Source organism: Terribacillus halophilus, assembly GCF_900162685.1.
Lineage (GTDB): Bacteria > Bacillota > Bacilli > Bacillales > Amphibacillaceae > Terribacillus > Terribacillus halophilus_A.
In genome coordinates this window covers 757,776-782,473 of sequence record NZ_LT727828.1, presented here as the reverse complement: position 1 = coordinate 782,473, position 24,698 = coordinate 757,776, and the positions used below count along the sequence as shown (strand labels likewise).

Below are 24,698 nucleotides of genomic sequence, written 5' to 3'. Positions count from 1 at the left end.
AAATGAAGAAATTATTTTCTATTTTATTCTTAGCATTTATTCTTATTCTAAGTGCATGCGGTAAAGATGAAAGTGCAACAGAAAGCAATACAACTGACGCAGCAAGTGCTGAATTCACATCTGATGAAGCAGCTGGTGTAGAAGAAGCTCCGCCTCAAGTATTAGAATTACAAGAAAAAATTGACCGAGTTGGCGACAAGGTATTAACAGATGGCAAAGAATTTTATATAGTGAAAAAAGATGAATATACATATTTGATACAAGAGGGTCAGCGTGGAGAATTAGTAGTCTCAGTCGAAAAGGATAATGAATGGGTAGCCTTTGAAGTAACTTCATCTATTTTTGAAAAAGATAAAACTATGGCTCAAAGAGGAATTCCTTATTTTCCTAGATTTATGAGTTCAAGTGATTCTCTTTTAATGTCAATGGAGACCTCGGAAGGTCTAACTCACTACAATTCTGTATATAACGTGACCTTCTCACCTGATGGAAGTGCCGATTTTAAACTAGTAAAAGACACAAAGCTTACAGAAGGTACTGATGCTGATCACCATATAGCGCTTTTACATGGAACTAGTGGAAAAGCATTTATATCTCAAGGACTATCGGATACTACAAGCGAGCTTTATGATGATAACGGTGAGAGATTATATAGTTTATCAAATGTAGGCGTTACACATACTCTTACTATGGGAGAACAGCCTCCGTTACTTTTTGATGAAGATCGTAAGATTTTACATGTGGATAATAGCATGTACGATCTTGAAGAAGATAACTGGGTATGGGATGATATGGGTGCTGAAAAAGAATATGATTCAATTTTAACTAAGAATGTCTATAAGCCGAATGAAAATGGTATATATTTGTTTGGAACAAACGAGGGTGGCTATGATTATACTTTAAGTTACTCTCTACTCGGAGAAGATACATTAATTGAATCAAGCTCTTATGAAATACCGTGGGATTTATATCCTAAGGATGCAGCTATGATAGTCAATAAAGATACAATCGATATATATGAAATTGCAGAGTTTCAAGGTGAAAATTCCCTTCAGAAATATACATTTAATAGAATTGACTAACAATGTATAAAATTACCTCTCCTTAATTGGAGGCCACTGAAAAAGTCCAAATTCTAATTAACGAGGGTTTTCTCGATGAAATCGAGAAAACCCTCGTTTTTATTTTCATGTATAATGGAGACAACAATTAGCCCCTTTATGGAAAATGCAGGGAGCAATGGTCATATTTACAGTAAACATAAAAAGGATAATGAAGCTGATAAATGAACAAAAAGAATAAAACCAAGGGAAAAGGGGCTCTGTCCGTTCAATTCTGAACGGACAGAGCCCCTTTTCTTTATTATTTCTTACGTTTGAAAGACGAAAGAAATAGTTTTTCAGTGGCCTCCTTATGCGGACGGTATTTTTTGTTGCTTAGAATATGATACCCGTAACAATCGCTACTGCGATGACGGCAAATGCGGTTCCTGTCGCCCACAAAATGGTGAAGCGCTGGAATTCTCCGAAGTCGACTTTCGACATTCCGACCAGCAAGTATGTAGCCGGAACAAGCGGGCTCAGCAAGTGGACAGGCTGACCAAGCAAGGAAGCACGTGCTATCTCTGCAGCTGAGAAACCGTAGTTAGCAGCAGCTTCTGCTAGAATTGGCAGAACACCAAAGTAATAGGCATCATTAGACATGAAGAATGTAAAAGGAATACTTGTAACAGCTATAATGATACTAAAAGCAGGACCCCATGCATCCGGGATAATGGAGATGAGACTAGATGCCATCGCATCGACCATTTTTGTACCAGACAAGATTCCTGTGAAGATACCTGCGGCGAATACTAGGGAAACAACAGCAAGTACGTTACCTGCGTGATCCGCAATCCGTTCTTTTTGCTGCTTCAAATTCGGATAGTTGATTGTAATCGCAACAGCGAAAGCGAGCATGAACAATACCGGAAGCGGCATAATTCCTTCAATTAATCCGAACATTAGCAAAATTGTGAGCGCAAAGTTGACCCATAATAGTTTCGGGCGCTTTAACGACGCATCCACTGTTGCTGCTTGCTGCTGCAGCGTGCGCTGCTCGGCATCATTAAATGTTACAACACCAAGACGTTTCTTTTCTCTGCGCCCCATAATGAAGGCCGTGAAGAAAATCCAGATTGCTCCGCCAATCATCGTTGGAATAAGCGGCACAAATACATCGCCAACATCTACATTAAGTGCTGCTGCAGCTCGTGCTGTCGGCCCGCCCCACGGCACCATGTTCGTCAAACTTACACACATAACGGCGATAGCCGGTAAAATGAGCGGATTCATCTTTAACCGCTGATACAGTGGAAAGAAAGCAGACACAGTGATCATGTAGCTTGTTGTTCCATCTCCATCGAGTGAAACAACAAGTGCCAATGCAGCCGTACCCATAACAATCTTGGTCGGGTCTCCTTTAACCGCTTTCAAAATACGACCAACTACTGGATCGAATAAACCAGCGTCAATCATAATTCCAAAATAAAGGATTGCAAATAACAACATAATACCTGTTGGTGCCAAACTTGTGATTCCTTCCAGTGACATCTCCCCTAAGTCACTGGCATGCCCGGTCAGAACAGCAAAAATTGCCGGAATGATCATCAACGCAATAAGCGCAGAAAGCTTTTTGGACATAATTAAGTACATGAATAGAAAGATCATCAAGAAACCCATTATTGCTAACATGCTCAAATCCCCCTCATCGTCTCCTGTAACAATTCCCCCAAATCCTAAGCAGCATTGTATAATATGTTACATCTATTGTATGCGCTTCCAAATATATTTTCAATAGTTTTGTTACTTTTTTAAGTAAGAAAAGGAACCAACAAGACATAATGGCTTCATATCAACAATTCTCTTAAGAAAATAGGTGAAATAACCTATGTATAGCTGTTTTTAGTTTCTTGTTAAGCTCGTATAGTATAACTCATTTTCAATAAATAAGTTATACTATTTAACCTTTGTTCATTTCGTGTTTTAATAAAACCTATTAGTTATTACCTTACGAATATTTTATGTCGATAATAAAATATTTGTCACCCAAACAAAATCCCCGCCAGGTATACAACGAAGGTTACCGTGATACTGCTTATGATCGTTGTAACGAGAACTGTCTGTGCTGCTAAGTCAGGATTATTATTATACTCCAGCGCAAAAATCGAACTATTTCGGGAAGTAGGGAATGAACTGGCGATAAACAGTGACTGCGCGACTGTCCCATCAAGTCCAAGCAGAAAAATGATTCCCAATGCGGCAGACGGCCCGATAAGAAGACGGGAAGCTGTACTTAAATAAAGCACCATATGCGGCCTTTCCAGCTTAATCTGCGCAACTTGAGCACCAAGCGTAATCAAAGCAACCGCCAGGAAAGCATCCGCGATTGATTGAATCGGATTCCAAATAAGATTTGGAATCTCAACATGTAATGTCGCACAAAGTACACCCAAAATAATTGCATAGATCATCGGCAGGCGAATGAGTTCCTTTAAAATGGCATTGCCCTGACTTTTGACGCTCACCATATTGTAAAGCCCGTATGTAAAAGTGAGCAGATTCTGAAATACCATAACAATGAGCTGGATAGATACGCCGAGCGGATTCGATTGGAATACAAGCTGACTAACCGGGATACCGTAGTTGCCAGAGTTCATCAGTACTACGCTATTTTTATAGGTAGCAGCGATTCCGCGATCCAGTTTCAGCAGCCTGCTCGTAATCTCTGTGAAGCTGATGGAAAACATCGTAAAGATAAGTAGAAATAAAATGATTTGTCCAAACACTGCTATCGGCATACTGCTTTGATACATATTGATAAAACCGTTTACCGGCAGAAAGCAATATGTCAGCAGCTTGGACAAGGTCCCAAGATGTAATGAAAATTTTCGCTGCAAAATGACACCAACGCCAAGCAGCAGCAATAAAGGCGCAATTACTTCCAAGAAAATAAGCGATAATACAGCCATAAGTCCCCTCCTCATTTGAAAGCGGATACACCTGTATTATACTGCTACCTTTTTTAAATCTCTATAAGATTATTAAAAAAAGCAGCCACCAATTGGCGGCTGCTTACATTAAGCACGTTTGCGAAGCTTGTTGATTACAAAGAATATAACACCTGCAGCAATTACGCCAGCTCCCGCTAGCATCCAGTTGAACACGTTTGTACTAGTATTCGGCAAGTGCTGTCCTTTCGGTTTTTCACCTGCGTCGGTGGCAGCCAGGGCAGTTGGCACAGTCTCTTGCTCAGTCGCTTCTGTTTCGTCAGTTGTTGTTTCCGTGTTTGTCTCTGTTTTTACTTCTTTTGTTTGTTCTGGCTTTGGTTCCGTCTCTCCAGCTAGTTGTTCTTCGTTCGCTGTCTCTTCTTCCTCTGCCTGTGCAGGTGTTTGTGCTGTTTCTTCCTCTTTTTTGTCTTCTGGTTTAGGCTCTTGTTGTGCAGGGTCCTTCGGCTCTGTTACTGGCTGCTCTGTCTCTTCTTCTGGTTCCGGCTGTACTTCGGACTCTTCGCCAAGTGCATAAGCAGCAATTGTACCAGACACCTCATGTGCTGCTAGAAGGATTGGCTGACCTGTCGGGCTTTCATCAGCTGCGATATATGTCAGCCCTTCTGGTGCGACATCACCACTTGCGCTATCGACTGCCGCTTCATCTCCTTGGTAATTCCGGCTCGTGAAATAAGTAGAAAATGTTGGACTAGTCGGGTTTGACACATCATAAGCCATAATACCACCTGTACGCTCTAAGCCGATAAATGCATACTTTTTGCCGTCTACGTCACCGGTAATCACGGTCTCCGGCTCTGGTCCTTTATCGTCACTGCGGTTATCCAGCTTATCTTCATCATTTGTCGTATTAAAGTAGTGTGGGATTGCTCCTGCTGTGATCTTCTCAAAGTCTGAACCGCTATCGTACACCTGCTCTAAGGAATCCGCATCCCAGACCGAGAACCCGCGACCGCCGTACGCGTATACTGCTTCGTATTTGCCTTCCTCATTTTTCGGAGCCACAATGCTTGTCTTTAGACGGCCTAACTGCTCGTCTTCGAACAAGCCGTTTTGGACAAGCTCATCCAGCTGCTCTTGCGTATATCCTTGATAAAGATCTGCATTCAAACGATAAGCATCTTCTGCTGCCAAATCAGCTGCACGCGTTTCTTCTGAGAAGCCATCCCAATCCTGGCTGTCTCCTTCGTTCGCAGTTAGAATGTAAGTCTTCCCACCAGAAGCGAAGCTTGTCATTCCATCCGGCATGTACATGCTCAGTACCGGCCAATTGCCAATTGCAATTCCATCATCTTTATTCGATGGATCAAGTTCTACCCCCTCTTGAGAGAAGTCTTTATACCCTAAGCTTTTTACCGTCGTAAAACTGTTTGTCTGCAGATCCAGCTTGGCAATCGCATTGCTTTCCTGAATCGCTACATATGCAAAACGATTGTCTTTATCAACCGTAATGTATTCTGGCTCCAAGTTCTCTGCATAAGAGGAATTTTCCGGATCTGGATTTACTTTTCGTACAGTAGAATCCACGATCTCATCGGTAAATGCTGCTGTTTCGGCTGACAAATTATCCGTGCCACTTGCAACATTGATAATACTGACAGAGCCTTCTGGATTTACCGTGTAGTCACTGGAAGGTTCTCCTTCATTGGCAACGAGTAGCTTAGACCCATCCGGCGTAAAGGTTACCATATCGGGTAAAGCACCTACTTCTACACTTGCCAATGTGTTCCCGTCTGTATCAAGCAGCACCACATGTCCCGGGTCGGTTTTCACTTGACTCGGCACCGCGACTGCGATGTAGCTGCCATCAGGATGAATCGCTACGCTCGTGACATCCGAGGCACTGACGTTAAAGGATTCCAATGATACACGCTTTAGTAGCGGTATCTCTGTCTTTCCATCCTTTAATCCATTCAAATCAAGAATGTCCAATGATTCAGCAGCACCATTAACAGAAAAAGCACGTTTTGTGTTTGCATCATACGCTACAATCTCTGTACCACCTTCACCTACTGCTGCACCACTCGTATAACGTCCGATTTGTTCGATTTGAAGTGCTTGTCCTGGATCTTGGCTGTAAACTTTCAAATCATCTGCTGCATGCCCAACAGCCGGTATAGCCAAAGTCACTGCCGCCAGCGACATGGCTGTGATTTTCTTCCACTTGTTCATTTTCATTAACGCCACCTTTATGAACTATGTATAGAAGTCATCATAGCGGACTGCCGTGAAGTTACTGTTAACTTTGTCTAAATTTCTTGTAATGTCGCAGAGAAAGCAAAAAGAGATGCCGGTTAATGGCATCCCTTGTCACTATTTCTGTTAATCTCGCACTCTGTCCGCTCATTTCCCCATCCCACTGAAGGAAAAGCGGAAGGAACTGCTTTTGGTTGGTGCAAATAAGGCCAGCACCTTTTTTTAGTGCAGAAACACTGTCCAATACATAAACAGTACTCCTGCATATACCAAAATGCTAACGAAGAATGCATTCCATAAACCAACAAAAAAGTCGCCTTCCTTGTAAATCATTGGTTCGTCCTTTCTTCGCCATATGAAGCTTCGAATCAGCGCGATTGTTTAGGATTTTATTCAGCATAAGAACATTCCGGATTTAGCTGTTTTGGACAACCTCGGTTAGTTTCCCTGTTACTGCTACCCGCTGCTGGCCAGATAGTGTACAAGTAACTAACGTAATCTCTGGTTTATCTTTATTATTCAGAATGTCGACTGCTTCTGGGTTGACGATTTCTACGCTGGCCACCTCGTAAACATAAGTTGCATCTTTATCCTGCAGTTTAATTTCTGCTCCTGGCTTCACTTCAGGAAGCTGCCGGAAAAATCGACCGTCGCGGTATCCTCTATGACCGGCGATGGTGAAATTATCCTTTGCAGGGTCTTGGTCTGTTTTGATTTGTGTTAAGGCGACAGCTAAATTGTCTTCTGTTGTTTCATTGAGCACATATTGCTCCAAATCAATAGAAGGAATTTCTAGCTTCATTGTTTCTTTTAGTTCTTCTTGTGACCATTTCTTACTAGACTCTCCCTCTGCTTGCGGAGCATCACCGGCCTCGATACTTGCAAAAGCTTTCTCCAATTCCGTCACTTCTTTGGCATGCATCTTTTCCATAGTGAGGGGAGTGGCAACGAGTGCCACTCCAATCAGCAGAAAGACAATTCCTGTGATCAGTTTTCCTTTTTTCATCTTACTTCCTCTTTCTGGCTGTCTGCGTACGGAAAGCATTCCAAATGAATGTTCCGCCTATGCCGACAGAAAGGATACCAGCCATCCAAAGCATGGAAAGCAGCTGTTCTCCAGTTTGCGGCAAGCTAGCAGGCAATCCTTGCTGGTTAGTCGCTGCCGGTCGAGCATTTGTTCCATTGCTCGGTGTTATAGCTGCAGCAGGTGTTACAGACGATCCTGACTTTGGATTCTCTGTTACTGTACCAGTATTAGTAGGTGTTTCTGGTTCTGTTGGTGTTTCACCATTTGTTGGTTTTTCTGGTTCTGACGGTGTTTCACCATCTGTTGGCTGTTCTGGCTGTTCTGGCTGTTCTGTTGGTTCTTCCGGTTTCTCTGGAGTCGGCTCTATCGTGTTTACTGCTGTGACGATAACTGGCGTTTGCTGTGCTATTTCGATTGTGAACACAATCGGCGTGTTATCCAGCTGATAGCCAGCTGGCGCTTTCGTTTCAACGAACTGATAATCGCCTGGCTGCAATCCTTCCACTGTAATCCGACCTTCTTTGTCTGTAACAAGGTCTTCTTTTACAGCGTTACCTTTTTCATCAAACAAGCTGAACACTGCACCTTCTAAGTGCTTGGTGTTAACTTCTGCGTCTACTTTTTCCAACATGACGGTTCCTGGTGTTTGTTCATTCACTGCTGTTACCACAACAGGTTCTGTTTGCCCTTTTTCCACTGTTACGTCAATTGGCGTGCTATCCAACTCATATCCTGTTGGTGCTTTTGTTTCGATGAACTGATACGTTCCTGGTTTCAAATCTTCCACTATTATCTGGCCGTTTGCATCTGTCACAAGCTCTTCTTTCACTATATTCCCAGCTGTATCTACCAAGTTAAATTCCGCACCTTCCAACAAGTTGCTGCTATCCGCTGCATCTGCTTTCTCCAAGACGATACTTCCTCGGGTTAATTCGTTTACGGCTGTTACAGCAACAGCATCCTGCTGACCTTTCTCTACGGTTACGTTAATTGGTGTTGCATCCAAATTGTAACCTGCTGGTGCTTTTGTTTCGATAAGCTGGTACGTTCCTGGTTTCAGGTCATCGATGAGAATCTGACCAGCGTCGTTTGTCACAAGCTCTTCTTTTACCGTGTCGCCTTGGTCATTCACTAGCTTGAAGACCGCACCTTCCAATAGAAGACTGCTATTATCTGCATCTGCTTTAGTCAAGACAATGCTGCCACGAGTTAGTTCATTTTCTGCTGTAACAACAGCTGTTTCTTGCTGGCCTTTTTCCACCGTTACCTGGATTGGGGCCGCATTCAGCTCATAACCCACTGGTGCTTTCGTCTCGATAAACTGGTACGTTCCTGGTTTCAATCCATCGACAGTTATACGTCCATTTCTATCGGTCGTGAGTGCTTCTTTTACTGTGTCACCTTGTGCATTAACCAGTTTGAAAGCTGCACCTTCTAAAAGAATAGAACGATCCTCTGCATCTACTTTTTCAAGTACGACACTTCCTGGAGTCAATTCATTTACAGCAGTTACGACTGCTGCTTCTTGCTGGTCTTTTTCTACCGTTACGTCGATTGGCGTGTCATTCAACTCGTAGCCAGCCGGTGCTTTCGTTTCGATGAATTGATAACTGCCTGGCTTCAAGTCTTTGACTGTAATCCGACCATTCGCATCGGTCACAAGCTCTTCTTTTACTGCATTACCTTTGCTGTCTACCAGCTTGAATGCTGCGCCTGCCAAGACAATAGAAGCATCATCTGTATCCACTTTTTCCAATACAATACTGCCTGGTGTTAGCTCATTTACAGCTGTAACGACAGCTGCTGCTTGCTGGCCTTTTTCGATTGTTACGTCGATTGGTGTTTCATTCAGGTTGTAACCTGTTGGTGCTTTTGTCTCGACGAACTGATAGTTTCCTGGTTTCAATCCCTCAACTGTAATGCGGCCATTCGCTTCTGTAGTGATTTTTTCTTTTACTGTATCGCCTTGCTCATTTACTAGTTTGAACACAGCGCCTGCCAATTTAATCGCGTCATTGTCTGCGTCCACTTTTTCCAGCACTGCTGTTCCAGTAGTTAATTCGTTTCCTGCTGTCACAACAGCTGCTTCCTTCTGGGCTTTTTCAACGGTTACGTCGATTGGCGTTTCATTCAAATCATAACCGGCTGGTGCTTTTGTTTCGATAAACTGATAGTTTCCAGGCTTCAGATCTTCGACAATAATACGACCATTTGCTTCTGTCACAAGATTTTCGTGTATTGTATTGCCTTTACTATCTACCAGTTTAAATACCGCGCCTTCCAGCGTTACCTTATTGTTCGCTGCATCAACTTTTTCAAGGATGACCGCACCTGGTGTTAGTTCATTTACAGCTGTCACTACAGCGGCTTCTTGCTGGTTTTTCTCCACAGTCACATCAATTGGTGCCTCATTAAGCTGATAGCCTGCTGGTGCTTTTGTTTCAATGAATTGATAGTTTCCTGGCTTCAAGTCATCAACCGTAACGCGGCCTGTTTCGTCCGTTGTAAGGTTTTCTCTAACCATGTCACCTTTTTCATTGACCAGTTTGAACACTGCACCTTCCAAAAGAATAGAAGCATCATCTGCATCGACTTTCTCTAACACAGCTGTTCCTGGTGTGAGTTTGTTCTTTGCTGTCACAACCGCTGTTTCCTGCTGACCCTTCGCAACGGTTACGTTAATCGGTGTTTCATCTAAGTCATAACCTGCTGGTGCTTTTGTTTCGATAAATTGGTAGTTTCCTGGCTTCAATCCATCAACTGTGATCTGTCCGTTCTTATCAGTAACGAGCTTTTCTTTTACTGCGTCACCTTTATCGTTCACAAGTTTAAAGACTGCGCCAGCTAATTTTACTGTGTTGTCATCTGCATCGACTTTCTCAAGTGCGACGCTCCCTGGTGTTAGTTGGTTCTCTGCTGTAACAATTGCCGTTTCTTGCTGGCCTTTCGCAACTGTTACATTAATTGGTGTTTCATCTAAATCGTAACCTGCCGGTGCTTTTGTTTCGATAAACTGGTAGTTTCCTGGCTTCAAACCTTCAACTGTGATTTCACCGTTCTCATCAGTGACGAGCTGTTCTTTTACTGCGTCACCTTTATCGTTCACTAGTTGGAAGACTGCGCCAGCTAATTTCTCTGTGTTGTTGTCGGCATCGACTTTTTCAAGCTTAACGCTTCCTGGTGTTAGTAGGTTCTCTGCTGTAACAACTGCTGTTTCTTGCTGCCCTTTATCAACTGTTACGTTGATTGGTGATGCATCCAAGTCGTAACCTGCTGGTGCTTTTGTTTCGATAAACTGATAGTTACCCGGCTTTAGATCTTCCACTGTGATTTGCCCGTTCTCATCAGTAACGAGCTGTTCTTTTACTGCGTCACCTTCTGCGTTCACAAGTTTGAAGACCGCGCCTTCCAACTTCACTTCATTGTTGTCTGCATCGATTTTCTCAAGCGCGACACTTCCTGTTGTTAGTTCATTGACAGCCGTCACAACTGCTGCTTCTTTTTGACCTTTTTCTACCGTGACGCTGATAGCTGTGTCATCCAACTCATACCCTGCTGGTGCTTTTGTTTCCACAAATGTGTAGGAACCTGGCGCTAAATCTTCCACGATAATACGCCCTTCTCCATCTGTGTGCAGCTGCTCTTTTACTGTGTTTCCTTTTTCATCTAACAATTTAAATTGTGCGTTCTCCAGATGAGTTTCTGGATTGTCTTTGTCTACCTTAATTAGTGATACGATACCTGGCTGCAGTGTATTTTCTGCAGTGACAGGAAGGGCTGTTTGCTGTCCTTTTTCAATCGTGATAGCAATTGGTGTGTTATCCAGCACATAATTCTCTGGTGCGCTTGTTTCAATCAACTGGTAGTTACCTGGTTTCAAATCGGTAATTGTCAGTAAACCATCACCGTTCGTTGTTAACCCTTCCTGCAATGTGTCACCGTTGCTGTCCTGTAAACGGAACACTGCATTGGAAAGCATTATATTGTTATCTGCGCTGTCGACTTTCTTCAGCTGAACTGCTCCCGTGGAGAGTTCGTTTTGAAGCTGGACGACTGCTGTTTCTTGCTGGCTGCGCTCAATTGTTACCGGTTTAGCTGCCGGATCTAGATCGTATCCAAATGGAGCTTTCGTTTCTTTAATGAAATAGCTGCCTGGAACGAGATCTTTGAAAACAAGCTTTCCTTCTTTATCTGTTGTACCAGACGCAACCTTATCTCCTTCAGCTGTCAGTAGGTCGAATGAAGCTCCTTCCAGACCTAGCTTCTCATCGACGCTGTCGAGCTTCACAATTTCCAACGATCCTTTTTTCAGATCATTTTCCGCTGTAAGTGTCACTTTTTCCTGCTGACTTCTTTCAATTACAAAACGGATTGGTGTTTGATCTGTTACAAAGTCTGTCGGTGCTGCGGTCTCAACAAATTGGTAGTTTCCTGGTGCCAAATTATCGACGGTCATGCTGCCTGATTCGTCTGTCTTCAAGTCTGCTTGCATTACCTTGCCATCTTGATCTTGCAGTTCGAAAACAGCTCCTGCCAGTTTCTCTGCACGATCGTGTGTATTGATTTTCGTTAATTCCACACTGCCTGGAATTAGTTTGTTTGCTGCAGACACAACAAGTTTCTCTTGCTGATTCTTGCTAATTTCAAAGTCGATTGGCTTTTCGTTGAGCGCATAATCCGCGGGTGCTTTTGTTTCAATAAACTGATAAGCACCTGGTTTCAAATCTTCTACAACAATTCTGCCGTTCTCGTCTGTTGATAGTTTTTCTTCAATCGTATTACCTTTGCTGTCTACAAGTTTGAATGCAGCGCCTGCTAGTGTGATGGATTCATCCACACTGTCTTTCTTCTCTAAGGCGACGCTTCCCGGAATCAGCTCATTCTCGGCACGCACAATAGCTGCTTCCTCTTGACTGCGCGTTACTTCCACGTCAATTGGTGTTTCATCTAGCACATAGTTTTCTGGTGCTTTTGTTTCGATAAATTGATACTTTCCTGGTGCCAGGTTCGAAACGATAATGCGGCCATCCAAATCGGTAACCAGCTTTTCTTGTATCGTTGTACCTGCTGCATCGACTAATTTGTATTCCGCTCCTTGAAGCGGCACACCTTCATTGTCTTTATCTACTTTAATCAAGGATACAGCACCTGGTGTAAGTGTATTTTCCACTTCCACTGTCGAAATCACTTGCTGTCCTTTCTCAATTGTAAAGATGATTGGTGTGTCATTCAGCACATAATCTGCTGGTGCTTTTGTTTCCACTAACTGATAATCGCCCGGCTTCAAGTGTGTGATCGCCAGTTCACCAGCTTCGTTTGTTGTTAGACCGGTTTGAAGAACTTTTTCGTTGTCATCTTGCAGCGTAAATTCTGCTCCTGTTAAGCCAATTGTGTTTTCTTCACTGTCGACTTTCTTCAATACAATAGATCCTGTTGAGAGTTTGTCGACTTGCTGTTTTGTTACTGTTTCTTTTTGGCTGCGTTCTACTGTAACTGGAATCGGTGTGCTATCCACGTCATAGCCAAAAGGTGCTTTCGTTTCCACGATCACATACTCACCTGGAAGCAGATTATTAAAACGAAGTGTTCCTGTTTCATCTGTCTTGCCAGACTCAACGGTTACCCCGTCAGTTGTACGAAGCTCGTATTCTGCTCCTTCCAAGCCTTTTGCTGTATCATCTTCTCCAACCTTCTTAATTTCTGCTGCGCCTCGTTTTAACTCATTCGTCGCTGTTACAGCAACTGTCTTTTCTTGACTGCGCGCCACTTCGACTGTAATTGGTGTGCTATCCAAAACAAAGTGTTTTGGCGCTTTTACTTCTTCAAATTGATACGTACCTGGTGCCAAATCTTTTACAGCTATTTTGCCATCTTCATCTGTAATCAGATTGTCTCTTACGATAGTGCCTGCTGCATCCTTCAGCACGTACACTGCACCCGCTAAAGCTTCTTCTGAATTGTGTTTGTTCACTTTCTTCAGTTCCGCTGAACCTGGCGTTAACGTGTTTGTCTGCTGGATGACAAGTGCTTCTTTCTGACTCTTGTCTACCGTAAAGTTAATTGGTTCTTTGTCTAATTCGTAATCTTTTGGAGCTGTTACTTCAATAAATTGATAGTTGCCTGGCTTCAGATTTTCTACTACAATGCGTCCGTCATTGCCAGTTTTCAATTCTTTCTCGATAACATCGCCTTTGCTGTTTACAAGCTGGAAGACTGCTCCTTCCAGTTTGATGTTGTGATCAGCGCTGTCCACTTTCTCTAAAACAACACTTCCTGGGATGAGCACATTTGTCGCTGTCACGACAGCTGCTGCCTTCTGTCCTTTTTCCACTGTTACTTCTATTGGCGTGTCGTCAAGCTGATAATGTTCAGATGCTTTTGTTTCTACGAAGGTATACGTTCCTGGTGCCAAATCTTCCACTACAATTTGCCCTGCTTCATTTGTAATCAGTTTCTCTTTTACTACGTCACCTTTCGCATCCAGCAGCTTAAACTCTGCTCCAGCCAGCTTCACGCTGTCATCATTTTCGTCCGTCTTAACCAACGACACTGCTCCTGGCGTCAATGTGTTCGTTGCTGTTACTTCTTCAGCAGCGAGTTGTCCGCGTTCGATCGTGAATGGAAGTTTTTCTTCATTCAGCTCATAATTTGCTGGTGCTTTTGTTTCTTGGAAATAATACTTACCTGGATGCAAATCAGCAACAGTCAGTTTGCCGTCTGCATCTGTTTTAAGACCTTCTTTAACTAGGTCACCATTCTCATGATAAAGCGCAAATTCTGCTTCAGCCAAGACTGTGCCGTCCTTGTCATCGACTTTTGTCAGGATTACTTCTCCTGGTGTTAGCTTATTGCTGATTTCACGTTCTACTTGAATTTTTTCTTCATTGCTTTTTTCAATCGTAAACTGTATTGGTGCAGCATCTACTTGGTAACCGTTTGGTGCCGCTGTTTCAACGAGTTGGTAGTTGCCCGGTGCTAGCTGGTCAACTAGCAATACACCTGCAGCATTGGTTGTCAGGCCTTCTCGTAGTGTCTCTCCGTCTGCTGTTCGCAGTTCAAAGACTGCGCCTTCCAGTAGGCTCTCTTTCTGATCAGCATCCACTTTGGTTAGTTTAATGCTGCCCGTTATTAATTTATTTTCAATGGTACCTAAATCGACTTGCGCTTCCTTATTTGGATCAATTGTAAACTTATGCTCTGTTTGATCTAGCTGGTAAAATTCTGGTGCTTTTGTTTCGACGATTGTATAGGTGCCTGGACGAAGGTCTTTCACTTCTACCAAACCATTCTCGTCGCTTGTGATGCCTTCTCTTACTGGATTTCCATCAGCATCTTTTACTGCGAAAACAGCACCTTGCAGCGGATCGCCCGCTTGGTCCATCTTTTGCAGTTTTACACTACCTCTTTTAATTGCGTTATCCTTGGTAACTTCAGTCACCCACGTTTGATTGTCCTGGATATTGAAATACACAGGATCTGCATTCAATTCGTACAATTCTGGTGCCTCTGTTTCGACCCAGCGGTAGTTACCAGCATCCAAATCTTTGACAGAAATAATCCCATCTTCATTTGTTGTTAGATCTTTTTGGCTTTGTTTCCATTCTCCATCGATTTGCTGCTGAAGTTCAAATACAGCACCTGCGATAGGTTTGCCTGTTTCTGCATCTTTTTTCGTTATTTGTGCATATCGCGTAATTTCTTTATTTTCAATCGTAACTTTTGATTCGCCTTCTACCGTTACTTTCTTCGTATCCTGGATACCTACTACATAACCTTCTGGCGCTTTAACTTCTTTTAACAGATAGTTATCGTATAGAAGGTTTTTGAAAACGGCTTTCCCATCTTCGCCTGTAGTCACACTGCGGATAGCAATCTCACCTGCGCTATCGTACAACGTGAAGGTTGCACCCGCTAGCGGATCACCTGTAGCTGCATCCACTTTGGAAACTTCCAAACTGCCGTATTCGCCGGATCCAGAACCACTGCCCCCGCTTCGTTTAACAATGATTGTTTTACTTGATTCTACAGTTTCTGTCGTAATATTCTTTCCTGAGAATACTGCTTTATTGCTAACCTCCTGCCCATTGGCTGCATTGATATAGGATTGATACTCCAAGATGTAAGCACGATCGATATCTTCCAAGAAAGATAGTACGAACGTTTGGCTTCCATCATCAGCTGTCTGGATATCTAGCTTGTAGTCACCCTTTGGAACTTCTTCCCCTTTTGAAAGATTGCCTCTTCCATCAACATTTGTTGCGTAAAGCTTGAAGCTATCTTCTAAAAGGATTTGATCCGCTCTTAGTTCATCCGTCACCTTAGCTTCCGTAACATGGGATTGCCCTTTATTAATATCGATTCTCCAATTAATTGCATTCCCATTTTGAGATCCATTCTTTACGTTATAGCTGCCTCCATTGTTGACAGATACATGCGCATCTAGATTAATAGATTCCAGATCATCACTATCCAGCGTTGCGGTATTATTGTATCGATTGACAATCAATTCTCCAGCAAGGCTGGTTTTGTATTCAATCCAGTAAGGCTTGCTGTTATCTTTCAATATTTTCACTTTAAAGCCTGGTTCACCTTTAGCATTGGTTACCTTTTCAACTGTATAGTCTTTTCCTTCTGCTAAAAGCTCACCTTTATTTACACCATTCCACCAACCCATAAGCTGTGTGTCATATACCTTAATTGAATCTTCTACTAACTGTTGCTGACCTTGGATATAGTCAGTTACCGTGATATTCTTCAAATCTTTTAGATCATAGTTAACTCCGACGTTCCAAGTAATTTCTTTCGTTACAGCATTATAGGAACCATTCTTAAAACCGTTGTTCTTTGTATATTCATCTGGATAGAACTCTGCTGAAGCTTCTTTGGTTTGCTCTTTCTCCCATTCATCCGTCCAGTCCAGCTGTACATTGTTTTTAAATACTTTATGTTCCGTTAAGCTGTCATAATTAAAATCAGTAGAATACGTAATTTTATGCGGTGTGTTGATTTGATTTTTGAATTCTACTGTAAATCCGTCTGGTGTAACGGTTAGTTCATACTCGTCTCTGGATACCTCTTTATTGCCATCGATATTAATAATCTTGAATGTATCCTCTTTCATCGTAAGACCCTTATTTGGGTACGTATCCGTAATAACGACATTCTTCATTTCATGGGAATCTTTATTGAAGTCAATGGTCCAATCGCTCGTTTTCTTTTGGTAATTGACATTAGAACTGAACTTGGAAAGCACTTGCTGTTTGATATCTCCGCCAGCACCCTTCTCATACTCTCCAGTTGTCACCGTATTATTAATTCGGCCATCCTCTAATACGCGTCCTTCTGCTTTTGTTTGATATGTGATTTTATAGGCATTTTGAATGTTCTCATCAAATTGCAACTGGAAGCCGCGTTTTCCATCTTTGGCTGTCAATTCGTCTATATGATAGTTCTTAACTTCTGCTGCTGATACTTCTTCTCCGTTCTCTCCAATCGTAATTCTTTCCACAATAATATTGTCAAGCAGCACATGACTGTCATCAAACAAATCTGTTAGTACTGCATCCTGCTGCTTAATTGCTTTTTCATTATAGTTGTATTCTATTTCCCAAGTGATGATTTGCTTTTTCTCATCATAATGAGCGTTGGTCTTCTTCAACGGTTCTCCACGCCTTACATTAACAGAGGCTTTAGCAGATAAGTCCTTCTCAAGATTAGAACCCGTTAATGTAGCAGTGTTTGAATAATTTCTGCCGTCAGCGTCAGTAATATCTGTTGTAAACTCAACCCGATACGCATCCTTCAGCTGGCCAAAACTAATGCTAAACGGTTCTTCCTGCACCTGGTAATTAGAAGGATCCACAAGTTCTCCTTGCTTGACCGTTCCATCCAACTGAACATCGAGTTTATATACGTTAATGGAACCCGGCTGCAGCTGCAGGTTTTCTTGAAGCGGATCATGCAGCACAGCATCTTCAATCGTCGCCAGCTTTTTGTTGAAATCTACCGTCCATGTAATTTCTTTAGCATTATAGCCACGGTCGGTTTTGCCGGCTTTATCGATTGCAATTTCTGTTTTTGGTGTGAATCTTATCGGAATAATGTCTATCGCTTCTTCTTTAATGGTGAAAACAATTTCCTGCTCAACACTTCCCACAATCTCTTCCTTGAATTCTGTCCACAAATGCAATGTCCCTTTTACGTTGGACAGCTTGCTGATGTTGTCATTGAACGTCATCACGACCGTGCCATCCATTTTCATGACGTAAGATCCGACACTATCATTGCCAAATGCAAGCTCACCTTTCACATCATTGTAAAGCTTGAAATAATCCGGCAGGTTGAAGGTAAAGGTAGATCCTTCCCCATACGGATGCCCATTTTGCAATGCCCACTCCATATCAATCGTGACTGCTTCTCCTAATGTTGGCTGGTTCTCAGGGTTTTCATCGGCATCAATGATATCCCCTTTTTCGTCTTTCATAACAATACTTGTGATGATGTTTTCTTCGATTTCACCAGTTTGGCGTTCTGCTACTTCTGGTGCTGCTTCCTCTTCTGTTTTCTTTTCTTCTGTATCTTCCTTTTCTGCTTCCGTTATCTCGTCAGTTTTCTCTTCTCCTGCTTTGTCTTTTGCAGGATCTTTTACTTCCTGTTCTTGGTCAGCTGGCTGCTCTTCAGCTGCTTTATCCTCTGCTGCAAGCTCTCCATCTATCGGTTCGTCTGGTGCTTTCTCTTCACTTGCTTGCTCTTGTTCAGCAGGCTTTTCTGCCGATGCATCGTCTGCAGGTGCTTCTTCTGTTTGTTCTTCGTCTGCTGCTGGTTCCGCTGGCGTTTGCTCTGTCTCAGCTGGTACCGTTAAATAGAACGGCACAAGCTGCACGTTGCTTCCGACAGCGAAAGTTAGTTCCACTTGTTCTTCTTTGCTTTCTTGTACCGCTTGATTGCTGCTAAATGGAACTTCTATCGTCCCTTTAGCAGGTTCTTGCTCTTCGTTCGTAAATTGGAAAGATAAAAAGCCATCTTTTAGGCTATACTTTCCTACCTCTTTATTCTCTTCATTTACTAGAACGGCAGATTCTACTGCCTCAAAATCCAACTGTTCTGGCAGTATGATCTGGTATGTATCTTCATCTGATGTGTGCTGGGTTTTGTTCCAATTCACTTTCAGTTTCAGTTTCGCGTCTCTTTCTGCACGGTGTTCTTGACTGATTGGATTATCTTCTTGGTCAGTCAACTCGATTTCTGCTTGAAATGGCTCTGCATCTGTTCCTTCTGCAAAAACCTGTGCTGTCCCGAGCGAACCGGATAACACCGTTTGCATAAGCAGAATCATAATCAGCATCATTACAGGAATTTTTCTCTTCACTGCATCTTTCTCCTTTGCGCTTTTCTAGTCTTTGAAATACTGAACTCCAAAGCTTTCCTCACATTAGCAAAGCTTTCTGAACAAAAAACTGTACATTTTATCCAGAAATGCACGGAAATAGACCTGCAAAGATTGTCGAATGGCAAAAAATCTTCCAAAATTAGGACGTACATATTGTAAAAATTGTTATAATACAGATAGGAAAACTACATGCGGGAGGCTTGATTATGAAAGTTATGTTAGTTGATGATGAGCCGCTGGCACTGCAATTTTTAGAATCACAGTTACATAGCATTGGGGACTTTATAATCGTGGGAGCTTATGACTCTGCGCGGGGACTAACGGAAAAAATTATAGAACAGCAGCCAGAGCTGCTTTTTTTAGATATAAAGATTGGTGCGGTCAATGGTGTTGAGCTGGCATCAACGATACAAGAAGTGAAACCGGATCTCCCGATTGTCTTTGTAACGGGGTTTCATGAATACGCAGTCCAAGCGTTTGAGGTAAATGCGCTGGATTATATTATGAAACCGATACAAAGAGATAGATTGATCAAGACAATTCAACGTCTGCAACAGGATGAAATTACCGAAAGTGCATCAAAGGCACCTATTCAAATTATGTGCATGCCTACTTTACAGTTCATTCAGAATAACGTATCGATACCTGTCCAATGGCGGACGTCGAAGGCAAAAGAAGTGTTCTGTTATTTGCTTCATCATGCAGGAAAGCCTGTGCGTAAGGATGTTCTTATCGAAGAATTTTGGGGAGAGACGGAACTAGCCAAATCAACTACACAGCTGTATTCCACCATCTATGTTATCCGGAAAACATTAGCCGCTTCACTGCCTTCTATATCATTAAGCAGTAAGGATCAGTGCTACCAACTTCATGTAGGAGATACCAAGATTGACGTGGAAGAATGGCAGAAGCAATTACATCAATTGCTGCCATTACAGCAAGATACATTGCCTAGCTATCAAGCACTTCTGCGACAATACAACGGAGATTATTTTGCTACAGAAGGCTATGGATGGGCGGAGACGAAACAAAGATATGTGCAGGAGCTTTGGTATAAGACCGCTGCTCAGGTAGGAAAATGTCTTGAAGAACTGCAGATGATGGAAGAGGCGCTCTCTCTATACTTCACTATGCAAGCAAAATTCCCGTATATTACACATAGTTATCACCGTATTTTGCATCTTTGTGATGCATTAGGGGAGTCTGGTGAAGTAGTGAATCAATATGAACGTTTAGAAATTATGCTGGCGGAAGAATACGGCGTCAATCCCGATTCAGAAGTAACAGAATGGTATGAGTCATGGAGATTGCAGCATATGTAGAAGCGTACAGGAGGAACATGATGAGAGGTAGAACAAAGCTGCTCCTTATTTTAGCATTTGCCATACTGCTGACTTTGGGCAGATTCGTCTGGTATCACTTTCAGACACCGGCTATACAGCCGACGGCAGCCGACGGACAATTGGATGCACAAGAAATTGATTTCTCCAGCAGTCATTCGATTGAATTGAGTGGCGATTGGAAGATGACAGATGCTGCAGATTCCGGCACATCTGCCCAGCTGCCAGCATACATGGAAGCCGATGCAATCGGCGCTTATGAATTAGACATACATACAGGAGACAGTACAGCGCAATACGCGCTCTCTTTGCGTGCGCTCTATGCAGATGTTACCGTGTTTGCTAATGACAAGCTCGTCTACCGAACACCCGATTTCCATCAAGGCCCAGGAACACCTATTGCTATAACTAATTTAAAAACAGATAAGGACGGATATATACGGCTGCATGTGCGGTTCCATGCATTTCATGGAAATGACCATGCGAAAGCAATGATTGAGACAAAATTTGGCTCCAGCAAGCAAATCCAACAAGAAACGTTTTTAGCCGCAGGCGTTCAATTTTTTGTTGGAGCTATTCTGTTTATCCATGCTGTTTATGCCTTTGTCCTTTATGTGATGAGGCCAAAGAAAATAGGCACGTTCTATTTCTCTATCGCTGTCCTGCTGACCAGCATAGCTGTTGTTACTTCGGATTACAATGCCTTAGGGTATGTAATTAATCTGTCTTACGACTGGCACGTGCGAATCGTCTATTTTAGTTATGTTGGGTTGAGCTTCTTCTTTTTGCTATTTGCCGTAGTCACGTTCACGAACGCGGCAAACAAGTGGCCATTTCGCTTTCTTTCTTTGTTGTTTGCCGCTTACCTAATCTATCTCCTTTTAGCGCCAATTGATTTTGTGCGTTACGTGCTTGGTATCGGCATTTCTTTAATGATTGCTTTCTCCATCGTATGCTGGATCCTATTCCGGACCGTTATTACTACTGGGGAGAGAGCACTGCCGCTGTTTCTAGCCGGAGCGGCAGCTGTCTCACATGTTGCTTGGACTGTTTTGATCGGAAATCTTCCCTTCATTGATAAAGCGTTGCAAGCAGCAATTAAAAGCGGCTTTTATCCATTCGATATTACCGTCGCCTTCGTTTGTTTCTGCAGCTTTTGGTTCATCCGTTTTTTTCAGACAGAAACAGAAAACGAACGGTATATTGAACAACTGGAATTGGAACAAAAGCGGAAAGACCAGTTCCTGGCTAACACGTCACATGAGTTGCATACACCACTTCATGGGATGATGAACATGGCTCAAAGTGTAATTGAACAGGAAAGTAAGCTGAACAATCAAAGCAAATATAAGCTGCAGCTGATTCAAACGATTAGCCGGAAGATGTCTTATCTTCTGAATGATCTAATTGATGTGACCCAGATGAAGCAAAATCGACTGCGACTGGAGCCTGCAGCTATGCAAATCGAGCCTCTTCTTATTGGAACTGTAGACATGCTTCGTTTCATGGCTGAGGAAAAACACGTGGACATTCATGTAGACATGCCAGATTCACTTCCTTGTGTGTATGCTGACGAACACCGCGTTACACAAATTGTGACCAATATGCTCCACAATGCCTTGAAATTCACACATGAAGGCAGCATTCACTTGGTTGTCTCAGCGGATGAGACACAACTTTATGTAAAAGTGATTGATACGGGGATTGGGATAGATGAGCATACGCAAGCACGGATTTTTCTTCCTTATGAAAAGGGAGATAATACAATTTCTGAGAGTGAAGGCATCGGCCTTGGTCTCGGTATTAGTAAACAGCTGGCGGAAATGCATGGCGGAACGTTAACTGTCGATTCCGAGTTAGCTAAAGGTTCTGCCTTTACATTATCCTTGCCATTAGCTGCTGATCAGCAAGTCAGCTCTCCCCCCAAGACAGCAACCTATACAGAAGTTGCCTCTGCTGTTGCAGAAAAAATAGAACCAGATCTAGCAACGACTTCTGACCGTCGCATTTTAGCAATAGATGATGATGCGGTTAACTTGATGGTTTTGAAACAAACATTTGAATCAAATGGATACCACATCCATACGGTTTCCACAGCCACTGCATTCCTAAAGTGCTTAACAAAAGAAAGGTATGACCTGCTCATCATTGATGTGATGATGCCGAAAATATCTGGTTTCCAATTAACAGAAATAGTCCGACAAACATACAGCCTGAGCGAATTACCTATTTTACTACTTACAGCCCGTTCTCAAGTTACGGATGTGTATGCAGGTTTTCGGGCAGGCGCTAATGAATATGTCATGAAACCAATCGACATTGTAGAACTGAAAACTCGAGTCAACTCCATGCTAGAACTCAAAGAATCGATAGAGGAACGCTTGCGCATGGAAGCGGCGTGGCTGCAAGCCCAGATTCATCCACACTTCCTATTTAATACGTTAAATACAATCGCGTCATTAAGCACAATTGATACAGATCGCATGATGCGGTTGCTTCAGGAATTCGGCAATTATTTGCAGTCCAGCTTTAATGGAAAGAATATATCCAGCTGTATTCCGATTGAAGAAGAACTGGATTTGGTCCGCTCCTATCTGTACATCCAGCAAGAACGGTTTGGCAGACGCCTTCAAGTGAAGTGGCATATCGATCGGCATGTGCAATTCCGCATTCCTCCACTCACCCTTCAGCCATTAGTGGAAAATGCCGTACTTCATGGACTGCAATCAAAAGAGGACGGCGGCACCATTTTTATTGAGATTCTTAAAGAGGAGTCAACAGCAGTTATTTTCATTAAAGACGACGGCATTGGCATACCTGTTGCTAAACTGCAGAATTTATCTGTATCCAGTGAACAGAAAGATAGTATTGGCTTGCTTAATACACATACACGCCTGCAAAAAATTAATGGTTCCGGATTACTTGTATGCAGTGAGGAAGGTGCAGGCACCACGATTCAAATTCGCCTTCCGTTAACTGAAAGAAACGAAGAAGACAACAATCAATAAATCTTAGTGCTTTTGCCAGATAACCTAACCACTAAAAAGGCAGATGAAATCTACAATTTGTAGATTTCATCTGCCTTAATCGATTACATAATATCATTCAACCGTATCCGCTATAACAGCTGGCAATGTAATTTCCCAGCCCGCTTGGGACGTATAGCTGTAGCTACCATACACTTCACCATAAACAGTTACGATATCCTCGTCAACAAAGTCGGTGTACCCTTCATACTCTACGTACACGATATCATCTGAATTGTATCCATAAGAATCTTGCGTAACTGCCAAACGGATATTCGTAATGTTGTCTCCTTCTTGAATTTGGACAACTTGCCCCTGGTACTTAACATATTCTCCTGTGTATCTGTCAGGATTCTTTTCCAGTTGTGCATATTCTATTGGTTGCGCGTTTTCTTTCTTTTCTTTAGCTTCTTGTTCTGCTTTAGCTTTCGCTTCTTCAGCTTCTTTGGCTTCTTTTTCAGCTTGCGCTTTTGCTTCTGCTTCTTCCTTAGCTGCCTTCTCCTCTTCTGCTTTCGATTCTTCAGGAGTTTTCTCTGCTTGATCATCAGAAGATTCTTCTGTGCTAGCATTCGCATTTTCAACCGACGGAGAGGAAACTCCAACAATAATAATACCTATTATTAGTAGAGCAAATGCGCCGCCAGTGATTCCAAGATGTAATTTTCCTTTTCCATTCTTCTTAAAAATAGAAATGATTCCCAAAACAATAAACAATAAAAGTGAAATAAAACCGACAATCATAAATAATGCTCCTACAGCAATCACGATATGATTCTTCCTCTCGTTTCTTTTTTTGAATGTATTAGTTAACTTGGAATAAATCCCCTAACTAACCAACTGATATAATACCAAATTACTAGGAAAAAAGCATTATTTATTTGAATTGTTTTTGATATTATTCAAAATAAGTGTTTCTATAAAAGTTAAAAGTGTAAACCTTAAAAACCAAGACAAGAAAAAAAGATGCCCAAAGGCACCTTCATTTCAATTTCTCCGGCAAACTGTGAATGGAAGCAATCAGTGTGTTTAATTTGTTTTCGATCCGGTGCATCAGGTAAAAGGTGACTGCCGCCGGAAACCCAAATTCTTTTATGATTGCAAGCCATGGTTCCATCAGAACCGCCTCCTCTCCTTATTGGAAAAGGGGTGCAGCTTCGAAAGCTGCACCCCTTGGTATCAGAATATCTCCTGGACAGTGCGATCAACGATGCGGGCGCTTTTTTTTGAGACCAATTCCCCGCCGCTTGAGGCGATGACATTTTGAGCTATAATGGTATCCATTGCCTCATTAATAAGTGCTTCATCAGCAGGTTCTACCGGCTGCTCTAAACTAATCGTTACCGTTTTGCCAGTTTCATTCAAAAATTGCAAGTCTAGTTTCTTCATATTTTCCTGCCTCCTTCATTTGTCGAATTATGTGTTACGCAAAGTGGATTGATCGTTTTTCTCTACTGTATACAATTCACGCTGTTGAAGTGGCACTAATGCACTAGTGAATGCGTACAGCTCTTCCGGTGTTGCATCCAGACGTACGTTGTTAAATGATTTCGTTTTGTATTTGTCTTTGCCTGTTTCCGCATCTACTCCATCGTTTAGCACGATGCTGAGTCGCGTTTTGATATGGGATGATGTAACTGCCATGTCTCTCGCCTCCTTTCACCCCTATAATCGGTGC

The 24,698-nt window shown here is 42.5% G+C and carries 12 protein-coding genes; 3 read left to right on the top strand and 9 right to left on the bottom strand.

Annotation, left to right across the window (positions count from 1 at the left end; genetic code table 11):
- Nucleotides 1-2 precede the first annotated feature (2 nt).
- Complete coding sequence (locus B1K52_RS08485) at nt 3-1,082, top strand: hypothetical protein (RefSeq protein WP_077307252.1); 1,080 nt, start codon at nt 3-5, stop codon at nt 1,080-1,082.
- 354 nt (nt 1,083-1,436) lie between these two features.
- Here the strand turns inward: B1K52_RS08485 and B1K52_RS08480 are convergent, their stop codons facing one another.
- The 5 genes from B1K52_RS08480 to B1K52_RS08455 form a co-directional block, all read right to left on the bottom strand.
- Complete coding sequence (locus B1K52_RS08480; RefSeq protein ID WP_077307250.1) at nt 1,437-2,732, bottom strand: CitMHS family transporter; 1,296 nt, start codon at nt 2,730-2,732, stop codon at nt 1,437-1,439.
- A 350-nt stretch (nt 2,733-3,082) separates the two neighbouring features.
- Nucleotides 3,083-4,009: an AEC family transporter gene (locus B1K52_RS08475; protein WP_077307248.1), complete on the bottom strand. Its 927-nt coding sequence runs from the start codon at nt 4,007-4,009 to the stop codon at nt 3,083-3,085.
- A gap of 108 nt (nt 4,010-4,117) precedes the next feature.
- Entirely contained in the window at nt 4,118-6,223 is a 2,106-nt protein-coding gene (locus B1K52_RS08470; protein ID WP_077307246.1) for a choice-of-anchor I family protein, read from the bottom strand.
- A gap of 433 nt (nt 6,224-6,656) precedes the next feature.
- Nucleotides 6,657-7,247, bottom strand: a complete 591-nt coding sequence (locus tag B1K52_RS08460) for a class D sortase (RefSeq protein WP_077307242.1) — start codon at nt 7,245-7,247, stop codon at nt 6,657-6,659.
- Between the two features lies 1 nt (nt 7,248).
- Nucleotides 7,249-18,636 carry a SpaA isopeptide-forming pilin-related protein gene (locus B1K52_RS08455; RefSeq protein ID WP_077307240.1) on the bottom strand — a complete coding sequence of 3,796 codons (11,388 nt, stop codon included), beginning with the start codon at nt 18,634-18,636 and terminating at the stop codon, nt 7,249-7,251.
- A gap of 227 nt (nt 18,637-18,863) precedes the next feature.
- Between B1K52_RS08455 and B1K52_RS08450 the strand changes: the two genes are divergently transcribed.
- Nucleotides 18,864-19,979: a response regulator gene (locus B1K52_RS08450; RefSeq protein WP_077307238.1), complete on the top strand. Its 1,116-nt coding sequence runs from the start codon at nt 18,864-18,866 to the stop codon at nt 19,977-19,979.
- Nucleotides 19,980-19,999: 20 nt separating this feature from the next.
- Nucleotides 20,000-23,005, top strand: coding sequence for a sensor histidine kinase (locus tag B1K52_RS08445; RefSeq protein ID WP_179106505.1), 3,006 nt, complete (start codon nt 20,000-20,002; stop codon nt 23,003-23,005).
- A gap of 93 nt (nt 23,006-23,098) precedes the next feature.
- Here the strand turns inward: B1K52_RS08445 and B1K52_RS08440 are convergent, their stop codons facing one another.
- From B1K52_RS08440 to B1K52_RS08425, 4 genes are all read right to left on the bottom strand, one after another.
- Nucleotides 23,099-23,788 (bottom strand): O-antigen ligase family protein, encoded by a 690-nt coding sequence (locus tag B1K52_RS08440; RefSeq protein WP_077307234.1) that lies wholly within the window; start codon nt 23,786-23,788, stop codon nt 23,099-23,101.
- A 214-nt stretch (nt 23,789-24,002) separates the two neighbouring features.
- Nucleotides 24,003-24,137, bottom strand: coding sequence for a YvrJ family protein (locus B1K52_RS08435; RefSeq protein ID WP_077307232.1), 135 nt, complete (start codon nt 24,135-24,137; stop codon nt 24,003-24,005).
- Between the two features lie 62 nt (nt 24,138-24,199).
- Nucleotides 24,200-24,409 carry a DUF2922 domain-containing protein gene (locus B1K52_RS08430; protein WP_077307230.1) on the bottom strand — a complete coding sequence of 70 codons (210 nt, stop codon included), beginning with the start codon at nt 24,407-24,409 and terminating at the stop codon, nt 24,200-24,202.
- A 27-nt stretch (nt 24,410-24,436) separates the two neighbouring features.
- The gene (locus B1K52_RS08425) at nt 24,437-24,664 is read right to left on the bottom strand and encodes a DUF1659 domain-containing protein (protein WP_077307228.1); all 228 of its coding nucleotides are present in this window, start codon (nt 24,662-24,664) and stop codon (nt 24,437-24,439) included.
- Nucleotides 24,665-24,698: the final 34 nt, after the last annotated feature.